Annotated in this window: 11 protein-coding genes and 1 pseudogene; 7 read left to right on the top strand and 5 right to left on the bottom strand. The window is 60.8% G+C overall.

Going from position 1 to position 14,127, the window contains the following annotated elements; all coding sequences use genetic code 11:
- Positions 1-56: 56 nt before the first annotated feature.
- Both M5C71_RS03450 and M5C71_RS03445 read left to right on the top strand, forming a co-directional pair.
- On the top strand, positions 57-1,370 hold the full coding sequence (locus M5C71_RS03450) for an allantoin permease (protein WP_152740374.1): 1,314 nt from the start codon (positions 57-59) through the stop codon (positions 1,368-1,370).
- Between the two features lie 59 nt (positions 1,371-1,429).
- Positions 1,430-1,558 (top strand): annotated as a pseudogene (locus tag M5C71_RS03445) (LysR family transcriptional regulator); the annotation flags it as partial.
- 55 nt (positions 1,559-1,613) lie between these two features.
- On the opposite strand, the gene M5C71_RS03440 reads toward M5C71_RS03445, so the two are convergent.
- Genes M5C71_RS03440 through M5C71_RS03430 form a run of 3 tightly spaced genes read right to left on the bottom strand, consistent with a single transcriptional unit; the run spans position 1,614 to position 6,875 of the window.
- Positions 1,614-3,734: a TonB-dependent receptor gene (locus tag M5C71_RS03440; protein WP_248767195.1), complete on the bottom strand. Its 2,121-nt coding sequence runs from the start codon at positions 3,732-3,734 to the stop codon at positions 1,614-1,616.
- Positions 3,731-4,960: an MFS transporter gene (locus M5C71_RS03435; protein WP_177100574.1), complete on the bottom strand. Its 1,230-nt coding sequence runs from the start codon at positions 4,958-4,960 to the stop codon at positions 3,731-3,733. Before M5C71_RS03435 ends, M5C71_RS03440 begins: the two co-directional genes overlap by 4 nt.
- The gene (locus M5C71_RS03430) at positions 4,950-6,875 is read right to left on the bottom strand and encodes an IucA/IucC family protein (RefSeq protein WP_177100572.1); all 1,926 of its coding nucleotides are present in this window, start codon (positions 6,873-6,875) and stop codon (positions 4,950-4,952) included. The genes M5C71_RS03435 and M5C71_RS03430 overlap by 11 nt, the downstream gene beginning before the upstream one ends.
- Before the next feature lie 515 nt (positions 6,876-7,390).
- On the opposite strand from M5C71_RS03430, the gene M5C71_RS03425 reads away from it, so the two are divergent.
- Both M5C71_RS03425 and M5C71_RS03420 read left to right on the top strand, forming a co-directional pair.
- Entirely contained in the window at positions 7,391-8,083 is a 693-nt protein-coding gene (locus M5C71_RS03425) for a DUF4123 domain-containing protein (protein ID WP_248767194.1), read from the top strand.
- 158 nt (positions 8,084-8,241) lie between these two features.
- A complete protein-coding gene (locus M5C71_RS03420; protein ID WP_152740383.1) occupies positions 8,242-9,117 on the top strand; it encodes a DNA/RNA non-specific endonuclease in 876 nt (291 codons plus the stop codon).
- Between the two features lie 44 nt (positions 9,118-9,161).
- On the opposite strand, the gene M5C71_RS03415 is transcribed toward M5C71_RS03420, so the two are convergent.
- Positions 9,162-9,758: an NAD(P)H-dependent oxidoreductase gene (locus tag M5C71_RS03415; protein ID WP_177100566.1), complete on the bottom strand. Its 597-nt coding sequence runs from the start codon at positions 9,756-9,758 to the stop codon at positions 9,162-9,164.
- Positions 9,759-9,844: 86 nt separating this feature from the next.
- Here M5C71_RS03415 and M5C71_RS03410 point away from each other — a divergent pair, with 86 nt between their 5' ends.
- Both M5C71_RS03410 and M5C71_RS03405 read left to right on the top strand, forming a co-directional pair.
- On the top strand, positions 9,845-10,486 hold the full coding sequence (locus M5C71_RS03410; RefSeq protein WP_248764352.1) for a TetR/AcrR family transcriptional regulator: 642 nt from the start codon (positions 9,845-9,847) through the stop codon (positions 10,484-10,486).
- A gap of 236 nt (positions 10,487-10,722) precedes the next feature.
- Positions 10,723-12,024 (top strand): MFS transporter, encoded by a 1,302-nt coding sequence (locus M5C71_RS03405; protein WP_248767193.1) that lies wholly within the window; start codon positions 10,723-10,725, stop codon positions 12,022-12,024.
- Positions 12,025-12,074: 50 nt separating this feature from the next.
- Here the strand turns inward: M5C71_RS03405 and M5C71_RS03400 are convergent, their stop codons facing one another.
- Complete coding sequence (locus M5C71_RS03400) at positions 12,075-13,136, bottom strand: alkene reductase (RefSeq protein WP_248767192.1); 1,062 nt, start codon at positions 13,134-13,136, stop codon at positions 12,075-12,077.
- A 109-nt stretch (positions 13,137-13,245) separates the two neighbouring features.
- On the opposite strand from M5C71_RS03400, the gene M5C71_RS03395 reads away from it, so the two are divergent.
- Positions 13,246-14,115 (top strand): LysR family transcriptional regulator, encoded by an 870-nt coding sequence (locus M5C71_RS03395; RefSeq protein ID WP_248767191.1) that lies wholly within the window; start codon positions 13,246-13,248, stop codon positions 14,113-14,115.
- Positions 14,116-14,127 lie beyond the last annotated feature (12 nt).

The raw sequence follows: 14,127 nt of genomic DNA, 5'->3' as shown, positions 1-14,127 counted from the left end.
GGTGTGGTGGCGGCTGCCCGCGCTTCAATCCTTGACTGGTCCTGGAGTTCACGCAGATGGCTGCTTTATCGCAATCGAGTCAAACCGGGCAAGACCCGGCCAATCACCCTGTTCCGCCGACAGCGCGCATGGGGCGACTGTCCCTGACCATGGCCTGGTGGGCCGTGTGCAGTGCGATGTTCTACATCGTGGTGGGCGCTTCGCTGGCGTTGTCTTACGGCGCTCGCAACGCGCTGATTGGCATGGTCCTGTCGGTGATCAGCTATGGACTGGTCAACAGCGTGCTCAGTCGCTTCGCGATCCGCAGCGGTCTGTCGGTGGCGTTGTTTTCACGGTTACTGTTCGGCAGTACGGGGGCCTGTCTGGCAACGTTGATCTTCTTTTCAACCGCCATCTATTACGCAGTGTTTGAAGGTTCGGTTATTGCCGTGGCCCTCCATCATCTGTACCCGGAACTGGTCTATCCGCTGGCCGCATTGTTGGTGGTGTTGTACAGCGTGCCGATGATTCTGGGCAGCGTGCAGCACTGGTTGGACAAGCTCAACGGTGTGTTGCTGCCGGTGTATCTGGGCGGCTTGCTGGTGGCGGTGGGCTTGTCGATCGGTCGTTATGGCTATCAGCCGCAATGGCTGGATTTCGGCCCGGCAACGCCCAATGCGTTCGGCTGGTGGGATTGCTTCGGCGCCTATATGGGCGTCTGGGTCTTGATGCTGTTCACCTTCGATTACGCCCGTTTCGGCAAGCCTGAGGATGCGCAGTATCACGGTCGCTGGAACTTCGGCATGCCGTTCTATGGGGTGACCTTTCTGCTCAACGGCGCGGCGGGCATTTACCTGGTCAGCAGCATTCCCCATGAAGGGGCACTGAACGAAGTCTCGGTGGTGATGGCGATCCTGCAGTTGATGGGCCTGTGGGGGCTGTTGTTTGTCTGGGCCACGCAAACCCGGATCAACACGGCCAATTACTACTTGGCGACACTGAACATGCAGGCATTCTTTGGGCGTTTTGGCATCCGCGGTTCGTACCTGATGTGGGCGCTGGCGGTCGGGGTGATCGTTTATGGCTTGATGCTCGCCGACGTATTTGCCTACTTGCTCAAGGCATTGGCCTATCAGGGCATTTTCGTGGTGGCCTGGGTCGGCGTGGCATTGGCGCAGATTCTCTACGGCCGCAGTGATATCGCGGCGCTGGAACGCGTTGCGACATTCAATCCAGTGGGCTTGACGGCCTGGTTTGGCTCGACTGCCCTGGGGCTTGCATTAATGTTTTCCGGCAGTGCCCTGAGCAGTTTTTCCGCACCCTCTACGGTAATAGTTGCGTTTGCCTTGCAGGCGGGTTTGTCCCATCAACGCCGATTGCGGTTGGCCTGATAAGCGAAATGAGCGGCAAGCCAGGATTTTCGCTCATCCTGGCCTATGCCCGGGGCATTCTGGCGCTCAATCGGGATGCCTGGGCCGGCATCGCCCAGCACAGGACCATGCTGTGCACCACCGCGTTGCAGGCCGCTGCCCTGGCAGGCTCTGCCATTGCGCCGATGACCCTCAGTCAGGTGTCCCAGGGGGGGGGGCAGTCCACTGCAAGGGTTCAAGACTGACGCTCCAGAGAGCCGCGTTTTACCAATCGACCGCGTAACTCACGCTCAAGGTCCGGCCTTCAGCATTCGGATAAGGCGCGCGGGCATTGGCCTGGGCGAACATGTTCTGGTAGTTACGGTTCGTCAGGTTGTAGACACCACCTTCCAGGCGACCCACCGGCAACGCTACCGAACCCAGCAGGTCGAACAACGTGTAGCCCTTGATATCGCGACCGTTGTTGTCCTTGAAGGCCGCGTCGTAGTCCGACAGGCGCATGCCTTGCAGGCGCAGGTTGTAGTCGCCGTGCTCATAACCGACGAAGGCGGTGGTCTTGGCCGGGGAAATACGTGTGGCCGGCAGGTCGATCCATTTGCCGTTCTGATCGGTCTCGCCCTTGGCGTAAGCGTAAGTGCCGCCCACCGACCATTGATCCGTCACGTTGTAGCTCAGGCTGGTTTCCACGCCGCGCACGCGTTCCTTCTGGTTGATCAGACGCAGCACGCGGTTGTTGGCATCATAGAACTGGGTGACGTCCGAGGTGTTTTCGTACGCGGTGACGCTGGCCTGCCACTTGTCCCAGTTGCCACGCCAGCCCAGTTCATAGCTGTTGACCTTGATGGCCTGGGCGTTGAGGTCATGGATGTTGTAGGTACTGCTGACGTCACGCAGGAAGCGCTGGATATCCGGTAGGGAAAAGCCCTGGCTGAAGTTGGCGAACAGGTCCTGGTTTTCGTTGAGGTGATAGACCGCCCCGAGGTTGTACAGCGTGTCGTTGTAATTCAGGGTGCCGCCGGGCAGCGTTGCGCGATTGCCGGTCTGGACGATTTCGCCATAGGCGATGCTGTCGGCGATCTCGCTTTCGATCCATTCGCGACGCACCCCGCCACGCAAGGTCCAGTCGCCGACGTCGTAGGACAGCTGGCCGAAAATGGCCTTGGTGGCGGTCACGGTGTCCGGGCCCATTTCAAAGGTGGTACCGGTCTTGGTGTAGGTCAGCCCATTGACCCGGTACTGATCGCCGCGTTGGCGCGAGGTTTCGTGATCATAGTCGGCGCCCCAGACCAGTGTGCCGGTGGCCGGGCCGATGTCCGGCATCTTGCTTTCGATCGCCGCCCGCAGGCCGTAGACATCCTGGATGCTGTTGTTGTCGGAGACTCCGGCCAGGCCCCGTGACAGGTCCGGGAAAAACAGCGCATCGGCACGCCGCCAGTAGCTTTCGACCTGCAGGCCCTGACCGTGGAAATCCTTGTCGGTGTAGTTGAGGTTGACCGCCTGGTTATGGGTGTAGGGCTGGTCATCCAGCTTCAGGCCTTTTACCGCGACGGCATTGTTGGTGATGCGCGGGTCCTTGGTGTAGTCGGTGTCCTGTTGGTCCTTGTAGTCCTGCAGCGACAGGCTGATCTTCTTGTCGGCATCCAGCGCGTAGCCGAAACGACCTTGCAGGTCGTAGGTGCTGGTGTCCATGTTGCTGCCCTGGGACGTGTCCTGGGGAATGCGGTTGCCGTTGCCGTCGAACTGGTCGTTGCGTTGCACGGTGTTGGCCGACACGTACCAGTCCAGCGCGTCCTTGTGCCCCGTGGCGCTCTGGAAGGCTTCGTAGGAGAAGCCCTTGTTGTTGAGGTTGTTGCCGGTGGTCATGCCGATCTTGCTGCTGAACGCCAGTTCCTCACCCTTGTTGCGCTTGGTGATGATGTTGATGATGCCGCCCGACGCGCCCGCGCCGTAGACGCTGCTGGCGCCGGACACCACTTCGATGCGCTCGATGCTTTCCGGGGCGATGCTGTTGAGCTGGCGGTAGTTGTCCCGTGTCGCGTTCTGGGAGACCCCGTCGATCAGGATCAGCGTGTTGCGTCCGCGCAGGGTCTGGCCAAAGTTGCTCATGCCACCGGTGGAAGGGGAGATGCCCGGCACCAGTTGCCCGAGGATATCCGCGACCCGCCGACCGGCACCGGTCTGCTGGCGGATCTGCTCTTCGTTGATCACCTGCACGGAGCCTGGAATCGAGGCAATGCTGGTTTCGCTGCGGGTGGCGGACACCACCATTTCCTGCAGTTGCAGGGTACCGGGTGCCGCCTGGGCGGGTTCGCTCTGATCGGCCCAGGCCGGTGTGCTCAGCGAGCCGATAAAGGGCAGGAGGATGGAAAGTTGTATTTTTTTCATGGCTCTTTCTTTGTTTGATTCGCAGAAGTGTGGGTCGATAAAACGCCGGTTTCCGGCGTTCGTGAAAATGATCGGATGGCGCGGATACCCAGGGCGGCAATGGCGTAGGTGAGGGCGACGAGCCAGAAGCTGTGGGCCACGCCGACGATTCCCATGCCGATGCCCCCCAGCAAAACCCCGCACAACGCGCCGGCTTTGGCGGCGCTGTTGCCCAGGCCCAGGGCAAAGCCTTGCTGGCTGGGGGCAACGGTGTTGGCGATCAAGGTGTAGGCGACGGGCAGCAGCGCGCCTTGCCACACGCCCCACAGCAGCCGGCTGGCGAGAAAGCCCATCCATTCGCTGGCCACGGCGGTAAAGGCCAGGGTCAGGGCACAGGCCCAGGCAACCCATTCGATGACCCGCAAGGTGTGCGCGGGCTGATGGCGGTCGAACAGTCGTCCCCACAGCGGCGCGGACAAGGCCAGGGTGGCGGCACTGGCGGCATAGCTGGCGCCGATCAACCATCCAGGCGCGTGCAGGACGTCCGCCACGTACAAGGCATAGAACGGTTGCGGCATCATCTTGGCGGCCTGGATCAGCACGATGACCCCGAGCATGGCCCCCAGCCAACCCTTGGGCAGCGCTGCGTGCGCCGGTTTTTGCTTGGCCGGCGCACGCTGTGTGTCACTGGGTAAAAACAGACTGATCGCCGCACACAACAGGCAAATCGCGGTAGCGCTGTAGCACAGCAAGGCGAACCCCGAGATATCCATCAACCAGCCGCCCAGCACCGGCCCGGCCAGCGAGCCGACCGCCGTGGCCGATTGCAGGCGGGCGAGAATCTGCCCCCGCCCGCCGGCGCCGCAGCAGGCCAATGCGTAGGCCTGGGCCGCCGCGATAAACCCGGCCAGGGCACCTTGAACCACCCGGATGCCCACCAGCAGCCAGGGATCGAAGGTGATCGCGGCCAGCGCCTGGCACACCGCCAACGCCAGCAGCGCCCGAATGATCATCGGCTTGTGCCCGGTGCGGTCGCCCAGTCGCCCCCACATCGGGGTCAGGATCATCGCCGCCATCATCGGCCCGGCGTACACCAGCGAAGACAGCAGGCCGGTGTACTGGGCACCGGCGGCACCGAGCAGCTTCTGGATCTGCAGGGGCCAGAAGGGGCCGCTCATTTCCATGGCCCCCATGGACACCAGTTGAATCCCGACCAGCAACCGCAGCGCCGTGTCGTTAGCTGCCATCGGCGTTGACGCTCAGCGGGTTGCGCAGGCGCCCGACGATATCGGCGTGACTCTCGAGCAGGCGCATGCGCATAAACGACTTGGCGGGCCAGTCCTGTTCCAGCAGGGCCTGGCGCTCGGTCGCCCAGCGCTGCGGTTCGACCTGCTCGCGCAAGTCGTCGAAGCACTGGCGGACCTGGGTTGCCAGTTCACTCCAGAGCAGGGCCTGGGGGATGTCGAAGTGGCGGGCGCTGAGCAGCACCAGTTCGCCCAGATGACACATGAAGACCGTATGCAGCAGCTTGTCGCGCACGAAGCCGGCATCGTCATACAGGGTCATCTTCGGATCATGCAGTTCGATGTCCAGGCCCTGTGCGTGCAAGGTCTTGCGGTCGATCCGGATATCGCCGAAGTCACGCAGCAACAGGCGGCTCAACTGTCCGTCCGCGGCCATGATCATGAAGCTGTTTTGCTGGTGGGCCTCGAACGCCACGCCGTAGCGCAGGTACATGCCGAGCAGGGCAGGGACCGCAATCGACGCGTAGTCGTGGAAGAACGATTGCATGGCGGCGCTATCGTCCGTGCCCTTGGCCAGGCGCACCCACTGCCTCAACAGCGGTTGGCCGTGCTGGTCGATGGCAAACAGACTGCCGACCGGAATGGCCATTTCGCCTGGTTGCAACTGGCTCAGCGGGTTGTCCCGGTACAGTACGGCCAGGTGGCGGGAACGTTCGTCGTCAACCGGTTGTGGCTTGAAATGCACACCGATGCGTTCGGGAACGATACCGAGAATGTTCCGGATCCCGGGCTCGCGCGCCAGGATGCTTTGCATCAGGTGGCTGATGCGCGGGCCCATGCGCGCCGAGCGTGGTGAAACGGTGCGCTGCACGCTGGTCAGTCGCAGTGACACCGGCAGCTTGACCATCGGCGCGTCACGGCGGCCTTCAGGCAATACGGTGCGGAACGACATGGTCGGGTGGGCGGTGAACGCGACGATATCGGTCAGGACCAGCAGGCGGTCACCGATTTCGTTGGCGAAGGTCTGCGGCAACTCCTGGCGTGCCTGCCAGGGATGGGCCGGTAGCGGCAGGTAGTCGCCGGCTTCAAGGCCCTGGCGGGTCAATTCAGCGGTCAACTGTTGCGCGGCCTGGGGGAAGTGGGCTTGCCACCACTGCCAGTAATCCATGGTGCCAGCCAGTGATTCGACATGGGCAAACTGGTGGTGCAATGCGCAGAGCATCACCGGGAAACGGGCTTCGAATTCCGGTGAGAAGTCGATGACCTGGTCTGTGCTCAAGCCCAGTTTGGTCTTGTAGTTGGGGTGCCAGGGATGGCCCAGCGTGCCCCACTGTTCCAGCAGGGAAGTGGGGTTGGCGATGCTCGGCTCATCCTTGAGCCAGCCCAGCAGATTGTCGCTGTGCGCCGGGTCCATGGATTCATGCAACTGGAGTGTCCAGCGCTCGTGGAAGGCCAGGCACAGGGTGTCGTTGGCGAAACTGTCGTCGAGTTCTTCGTTGAGGCGGCGCAGCACCTCGGCGTCGGCAGGCGACTCGAGGCCATGGTTGAGCAGGCTCAGCAGCTCCGAGGGAAACTGGATCTTGTGCGGGGGATGATCATCGCCGTACGCCGTGATGTCGCCCCGCAGGTCCCAACTGCTCATGCGTCCAGGGCGCAGATGGTCGAAGCACAGGCGGGTGCGGTCGGCGAGGGTCAACCAGCATCGAGGGGGCTCGTCGTATTCGAGCGCGCCGGCGTCCAGCAGACCTTCGCGGAACAGCGCCTGGATCAAGCGCTGGAAACTGCGCTCGGCGGCAGGTGCAAGGGTGTTGACCAGCGCGTCGAGAGTGATGTGGTTGGCTTGGAAAAGAGGGGTGCCGAGCGCTTCGCTCCAGCGACTCAGCAGGGCTTGCGGTTTCTTGCTGTATCCATTTTTCAAGTCTGACTCCTTGTGCACGGTCTTGAGTGAAAGCACGCGAAGGATAGCGAGTTAAAACACGAAAACCAATGATAATCATTGTTATTAGTATCTTTAAGTTTGCATTGTCCCAGGATGGGCGGTCATTTTTGTTTCTATAAAACCGCTCTATCCCGCGTCTTATAAGGGCTTCGAAGATTTTCTCGAGGCCTGTCGGATCCACTCGCCGGGAGGCATGCAGTGACGTCCTACACAAAAGCAGGACTGTTCTGCTATCGGTTTTGTGCGGTCTGGCCTCCTTCCCGGATGTCAGGAAGCTGCCCGGGAATCGTCGAGCACACAGGGATTTTCGGGACCGCCTGCCTGGCCACTTATGCTACAAATGACGCCTTATCCCGTTTAAGGGCCTTCAGCCTATGCGGTTATGTTTTTTTGACGGACTGGACCGCATCGAGATTGCCGACAGGGCCGGGTTTGCTCATGACCCGTTCGATACGAGGACGGGTAACCGAACCTACGACCAGCGAGCGGTCAGAATGGACCTGGGTGAGACGTGGCAGGTGGAGCGTTTTGTTCGCCGATATTTCCAGGGTGCCGGAGAGATGCATCGTCTGCGCTCCTTGCTCTCCAGCCAGTTGGCGCATAGCCATCGCTTACCCGACGCGGAGGTGCTGAGACAATTCTCTCGCAACCTCCAGAATGGGCATTTGTGTGCCTACGTTTATCCCTACGTCCCCATGGCGCGCACCCGGGTACCGGCGTCGGAGGCCGCGGGTCGGATTGATGCGCCGGCCGCAAGGCCCGCGGTTCGCCGTCCGGCAAAAAAGCCCAGTGTGGAAACGGATACGCTAGCACCTGTCTTGCCACCTCCCGCTCAACCCGAATCCCAACTGACGTCCACGTCGCCTGCCTCCCGGGAACTGCTGGATCGAGGTTGGGGCCGCGCTTGGGGGATATTCATCTTTGCCCCGGCAGGATTGCCGATGTCCGCCATACGTTTACATCTGAAGAAATTTCTTCGCGTGCGAACCGAAGACAAAAAGCTGCTGATGTTTCGGTATTACGATCCACGGGTTTTATCGGTCTTCCCGCCCACCTGCACCGATGAGGAGTTCACGAAGTTTCTCGGGCCATTGAACCGTCTGCTGGTCGAATCGGACGAAGGGGCGCGATGGAACCTGTTCGATCTGGAGGATCAAAGGCTGCGGATCGTGTCAGGAGCGCATTGATACATTACGTCGGGTGCCTCCCACCCTTCCGATAGCTCGGTGCCTTAGGCTTGGGCGGCTGGCAATTTCCGCTCATAACGCGTAAAACGCCTCTCCAAGCCCTCGTCCAGAGGGCTTTGTCATCTGTATCCCCGCACTCCAATCCAAAGAATCCAAGCATGAACCTACGCCGTATCGCAGTGGGGCTGTCCGCCCTTGTGTTGTTTTCTGCCAGCGCCGCACAAGCGCGCAACCTGCTGGATCTTATCGATCCACCCAACCAACACGAGAAACAAGGGCACCGTTCGGGTTCCATCAGCCAGGGCGCGGCGATCGACCTGTATTCGAGCCAACAGCAACAGGCTTCATTTGACGGCTGTGCCGACTTGTTCCCGGGTGCCAAGCCGATCAGCACCGCCAGTGTGCCGGCCACCATGAAACCCATGGCCCTGTGTTCCGACAGCTTTGCGGTGCTCTACTCGCAAACCAGCAAGACCCCGCTTGTGGTGGTGGAACGCCTGAGCGCTGCCCAGCTACAGGATGCAAAGGGGGAGGAGCGTACCAACCAGTTCTACCCGGACCCGCGCATCCCCAAGGGCGCGCGAGCGGAACTGAGCGACTACCGGGCCCAACATCCGGCCGTGGACCGTGGCCATCAGGCGCCGGCGGCCGATGCGCCGAATGCGAATGCCATGGCGCAGTCCTTTGCGCTGTCGAACATGGTCCCGCAGGACCCGACCAATAACCGCAAGATCTGGAGCAAGGTCGAGGCCGATGTCAGAAAGTTCGCGGCGCGTGCCGAGGGCAATGTGTTTGTCTTTACCGGTCCGATCTTCGACGAGGGCCATGGGACCATTGGCGATGATCAGGTCTGGGTGCCCACCCGCTTGTTCAAGCTGGTCTACGACGTATCGTCCAGGCGCGCCTGGGCCTATGTACTGCCGAACGCGGAAACCCGTATCGAAAAGCCGATGGACTATGAGACGTTCGTGAAAACCACCGGGCTCAAGCTGCTGGATCAGCTGCCGGTTTCGGGCTCGGTGGTTCGTTCTTGAACGGAGTGTCCCATCATCGGATACGGGGTTCGCAGGCGTGTGATTCAGGTTTTCACATCAAATAGCTGGCGGCCGATGCTGAACGCAGAGGCCAGATGCACCATGGGATTTTCTGTCTCGGACTCAAGCATCAGCTCCGAGGTCATGACCTTGGCACCGCAGTAGTTGAAGATGCCATGATCAATTTGCGTCTTCATCGCGGTCGCATAGCCATGCCTGTCATAGGTGTCCGGGTCTGCTCCGCCAACCCCCAGCAGGTGAATGGAAAGGTGACCGAGTTTCTTGATCAGCGGGGCGTTGGGGCGAAACTCAAACGCCCAGCCATTCGAGAACACCCGATCAATCCACCCCTTGAGCAGGGCTGGCATCGACCACCAGTAAACGGGGTAGACAAGGACCAGCGCATCCGCCCGGTCAATCCGTTGCTGTTCAACGCGAATATCAGAGGGCGGTAGTGCCTCGTTATGGTGAACCGCCAAGTCCCCCGCAGTGAAACGCGGATCAAAGCCTTCAGCGTGGAGGTCGGCGATGGCATAGGTGCTGCCTTGATTGGTCGTTGACAGACCTTCCCCAACTCTAGCTGCTATCCCATGGGTGAGGGAGTCCCGGTCATGGTGGGCGACGACGATGAGTGCATGCATTTGAATCTACCTCCTGGAGGTTGAGGTTCGGAGTAGGGGCTTATATACTTTTGGTAAGTTTTTAAACCTACTATTGGTATATAGTGATGTCAAGCGCTGAAGGGGAAGCACAGGGGCGCTCGTCGCCCCGGGTACGTATGCTGCGGGAGGATCGGCTGCGTCAGTTGCTGGAGGTGGCTTGGCAGTTGGTGCGCAATGAAGGCACCGAGGAACTGTCGCTGGGACGGCTGGCCGAGCGCGCAGGGGTGACCAAACCGGTTGTGTACGACCATTTCCAAACCCGGGCGGGGCTTTTGGCGGCGCTCTACCAGGATTTTGATGCGAAACAAACATCACTGATGGACGCGGCTCTTCAGCAGCTCAAGCCCGAGCTTTCCGATGCCGCGCGTGTAATTGCAACGTCGTACGTCGATTGTGTCCTGACCCAGGGCAACGAAATCCCTGGCGTTATTGCCGCGCTGGTGGGGTCACCGGAGCTCGAAAAAATCAAAAGGCAATACGAAGCGATTTTCTTGGCAAAGTGCCGAAGTGTTCTGCTTCCTTACGCCGGCGGCGGTGAAATTTCCCATGCCAGTCTTCGAGCGATGCTGGGGGCGGCCGAGGCGCTGTCGCATGCGGCGGCGACTGGAGAAATTGAAGCCTGGCAGGCTACCGACGAGCTCTTCAAGACGATAGTGAGCATGGTCGAGAGGGCCAGTCAGCTGCGTGCTCATAAAGTCCAATTGTAGTGACCCATGACTTTGTGCGTGACATCGAGCCGGCGCTGTTTCCTGCAGCGCCGGGGCGTGTTCGCCTCGCGTAAGATCAGAAAAACAGAATGCCGATCCTCCCTGTCATTGAGGCGAGGGCCTTGTCAGCTCAAAATACATGATGTAAAACATCTATTAAATAAAGGTTGTAACTAATCTATTCTGTCCTTCCCCCGACGAGATGCGGCACGTCCCGCAAGCCTGAGGAACACTCCATGCTGTCTACATTGGTCGCAAACCGCCTGGCGCGGCGTCAGGTTCACTATGGCTGGGTGGTGGCCGCCGTCACTTTCCTGACCATGCTGGTGATGGCCGGCGCCATGGGGGCGCCGGGGGTGTTTATCGTGCCCCTGGAGCATGAGTTCGGCTGGAGCAGTGCGCAGATCTCCGGGGCCCTGGCGATTCGTTTCATGCTGTACGGGCTGATGGGGCCTTTCGCGGCAGCGTTCATGAACTACTTCGGCCTGCGCCGGGTGGTGCTGGTGGCGCTGGTGATCGTGCTGGGCGGCATGATCGGGTCGATGTTCATGAACAGCTTCTGGCAACTGGTGCTGTTATGGGGCGTGGTGGTTGGCGTCGGCACGGGACTCACCGCCATGGTGCTTGGGGCCACGGTGGCGACCCGCTGGTTTTCCCATCGTCGCGGCCTGGTGGTCGGGTTGCTGTCGGCCAGCTCCGCTACCGGCCAACTGCTGTTCATGCCACTGATGGCGTCCTTGACGGAACACTATGGCTGGCGCTTGGCGCTGAGCTTCATTTGCTGCGCCATGGCGGTGGTCGTGCTGGCAGTGCTGGCCCTGCTGCGTGATCGTCCGGTGGACCTGGATTTGCCGCTGTATGGGGAGAAAGAGGTCCTGCCGGCACCCGCCCACCGGGGCAGCTTGCTGCAGATGCTGATCAGCCCGCTGAAGGTGCTGCGCGACGTGTCGGGCAGTTGGAGATTCTGGGTGCTGTTCCTGACGTTCTTCGTCTGCGGGGCCAGCACCAACGGGCTGATCCAGACCCACTTCATCAGCATGTGCGGCGACTTCGGCCTGGTTGCCACCACTGCGGCGGGTATCCTGGCGATGATGGGGATCTTCGACTTTTTCGGCACCGTGGGCTCGGGCTGGTTGTCGGATCGTTTCGATAACCGCTGGCTGTTGTTCTGGTATTACGGCTTGCGCGGCATTTCGCTGATGCTCCTGCCGTTTACCGACTTCACCGTGTTCGGCCTGTCGTTTTTCGCCGTGCTTTATGGCCTGGACTGGATCGCCACCGTGCCACCCACCGTCAAGCTGGTGGCGCAGAAGTTCGGCGGCGAGCGGGCCAATATCGTCTTCGGCTGGGTATTTGCCGGCCATCAACTGGGTGCGGCCTTTGCCGCCTACGGCGCCGGGCTGACGCGGACCTTGCTGGCCACCTACACGCCGGCGTTTTTTATCGCCGGGTTGCTCTGCGTGATCGCCGCGTTGATTGCCCTGTCGATCCCGGTGATGCTGAAAAAACCGGCGGTGCGTTCGCAATCTCCAGCCTAGCGGGGTTAGCCAGGGCAGCAGAATGCCCTGGCTGTTTCCTCTCATTGCCTTCAAACACTCAAGGCCAGGTAGTCGGTGTATCCCTTCTGAGTGCCGCCGAAGAAGGTGGTGTTGTCCGCGTTATTCAGCGGCGCATCAGTCTTCAAGCGCTCGACAAAGTCCGGATTGGCCAGAACCATCTGGCCGTAGGCCTCCATGTCCGCAAGCCCTGAAGCCAGGTCGGCGCCAATCTGTTCCCGCGGGCGGCCAGGGCGGTTGACGATCAGGGTGTTGTCCCAGGCCTTGCGGATGTCCGCCAGAAGCGCGTCATCGCCTTTATGTATGACATGGAGGTAAGCAAGGCCGAGATTGTTCAGTTCGGTCACCAGGTAGCGGTAGAGGTTCGGACCTTCCTCACCTTCATCGATACCCCACATCGTGATGCCGGGCGAGAGGCGGAGGGCGGTTTTATCGGCACCGATTTCCTCGGCGATGGCGGTCACGACCTCAATGGCAAAACGCGCGCGGTTCTCGATCGAGCCACCGTATTCATCGGTTCGGGTGTTGGCGCTGGGGGCCAGGAACTGCTGGACCAGGTAGGCGTTGGCGCCGTGAATTTCGACACCGTCGGCCCCGGCTTCAATGGCCCGGCGCGCGGCGAAGCGGAAATCAGCGACGGTCTGACGTACTTCCTCGGTGCTCAGCGCCCGTGGCACCGGGATGTCCTGCATGCCTTTGACGGTGAACATGGGCGTATTGGGTGCGATGGCGGACGGTGCCACGCCCTGGCGATGATGGGGCGTGTTATCGGGGTGGGACATGCGACCGGCATGCATCAACTGGATAAAAATATGCCCACCGTGGGTGTGTACCGCGTCGGTGACTTTCTTCCAGCCGGCCACGTGGGCATCGCTATAGATACCCGGCGTGGTCAGGTAGCCCTGAGCATCGTCGGACGGCTGTGTACCCTCGGTAACGATCAGGCCGACGCTGGCGCGCTGGGCATAATATTCGGCCGCCAGTTCCCCCGGGGTGCCATCGAACTCCGCGCGGCTGCGGGTCATCGGGGCCATGACCAGGCGGTTTGAAAAGGTGGCGTTGGCGACGTGTATGGGGCTGAAGAGTGAGCTCATGGTGCGATCCTCGAAAGTGTGTGTTGCTGGAGACGCATCATCAGCTTTATTATTTTTGGGATAAATACGACATTACGGATTTGACTGATCCATATATGGAGCAATTGGCGTGGAACTTCTGAACGATATGGCGCTGTTTGTCGAGGTCGTCAAAGCCAAAGGATTTCGCGGGGCGGCCGAGGTGCTGGGCATGCCGAACTCCACCTTGTCCCGGCGTATCAGTGCCCTGGAGAAGGCGATCGGTTTGCGGCTCCTGCATCGGACCACGCGCAAGGTCGAGGTGACTGAAGCCGGGCAGATCTATTTCGAGCGCTGCAAGCGCATTGTCGATGAGGCCCGGCTGGCCCATGAGCAGCTTGGCGAAATGCTCGCGCAACCCAGCGGGGTGCTGCGGGTCTCATTCCCCGTGGACTTTGCGGTCACTTACCTGTCGCCCCTGATTGCCGAGTTTGCCGAGCTCTATCCGGGCATCAGCTTCGATTTCGACCTGACCTCCCGGCGCGTCGACCTGGTGAGCGAACCCTTTGACGTCGCCATTCGGATTGGCGAGTCGGAGGACTCGCAACTGATCGCACGCCCCTTGATCACCCTGGTGCCTTATTTGTACGCCTCGCCGCGTTATCTCGAAGTCTCGGGCGAGCCCCGTACACCGAGTGATCTCGAACGGCATCAGTGCCTGAATATTCAAAAGGCCGGGAACTGGACGCTGCACGATGGCGTACAAACCCTCTCGGTAGCGGTGGGCGGGCGCTTCATGGTCAACAGCGTCGGGATGCTGCGGCGGCTGGCTACGCTCGACCAGGGCATCGTGCTGATGAACGAGGAGATCATTGCCGATGAACTGCGTAATGGCCAACTGCGTCGTGTCATGCCTGAGTGGCAGGGCAAGCCGGTGACGGTTTATGCCGTCACCGAGACCCGCTTGCTGCCGGCCAAGACCCAGCGTTTCATCGAGTTTCTTCGCGCACGCCTGGCGTGAGCGTGGCGACCG

Source organism: Pseudomonas sp. MWU12-2345, from assembly GCF_023242385.1.
GTDB lineage: Bacteria > Pseudomonadota > Gammaproteobacteria > Pseudomonadales > Pseudomonadaceae > Aquipseudomonas > Aquipseudomonas gingeri_D.
The sequence above is the reverse complement of the archived record's forward strand: the minus strand, read 5'-3'. Positions and strand labels throughout refer to the sequence as shown.

Excerpts from the sequence above, each read along its gene's own strand:
- M5C71_RS03405 (WP_248767193.1), top strand. The coding sequence starts at position 10,723 with ATGCTGTCTACATTGGTCGCAAACCGCCTGGCGCGGCGTCAGGTTCAC.
- M5C71_RS03420 (WP_152740383.1), top strand. The coding sequence starts at position 8,242 with ATGAACCTACGCCGTATCGCAGTGGGGCTGTCCGCCCTTGTGTTGTTT.
- M5C71_RS03450 (WP_152740374.1), top strand. The coding sequence starts at position 57 with ATGGCTGCTTTATCGCAATCGAGTCAAACCGGGCAAGACCCGGCCAAT.
- M5C71_RS03400 (WP_248767192.1), bottom strand. The coding sequence starts at position 13,136 with ATGAGCTCACTCTTCAGCCCCATACACGTCGCCAACGCCACCTTTTCA.
- M5C71_RS03440 (WP_248767195.1), bottom strand. The coding sequence starts at position 3,734 with ATGAAAAAAATACAACTTTCCATCCTCCTGCCCTTTATCGGCTCGCTG.
- M5C71_RS03425 (WP_248767194.1), top strand. The coding sequence starts at position 7,391 with ATGGACCTGGGTGAGACGTGGCAGGTGGAGCGTTTTGTTCGCCGATAT.
- M5C71_RS03415 (WP_177100566.1), bottom strand. The coding sequence starts at position 9,758 with ATGCATGCACTCATCGTCGTCGCCCACCATGACCGGGACTCCCTCACC.
- M5C71_RS03410 (WP_248764352.1), top strand. The coding sequence starts at position 9,845 with ATGTCAAGCGCTGAAGGGGAAGCACAGGGGCGCTCGTCGCCCCGGGTA.
- M5C71_RS03435 (WP_177100574.1), bottom strand. The coding sequence starts at position 4,960 with ATGGCAGCTAACGACACGGCGCTGCGGTTGCTGGTCGGGATTCAACTG.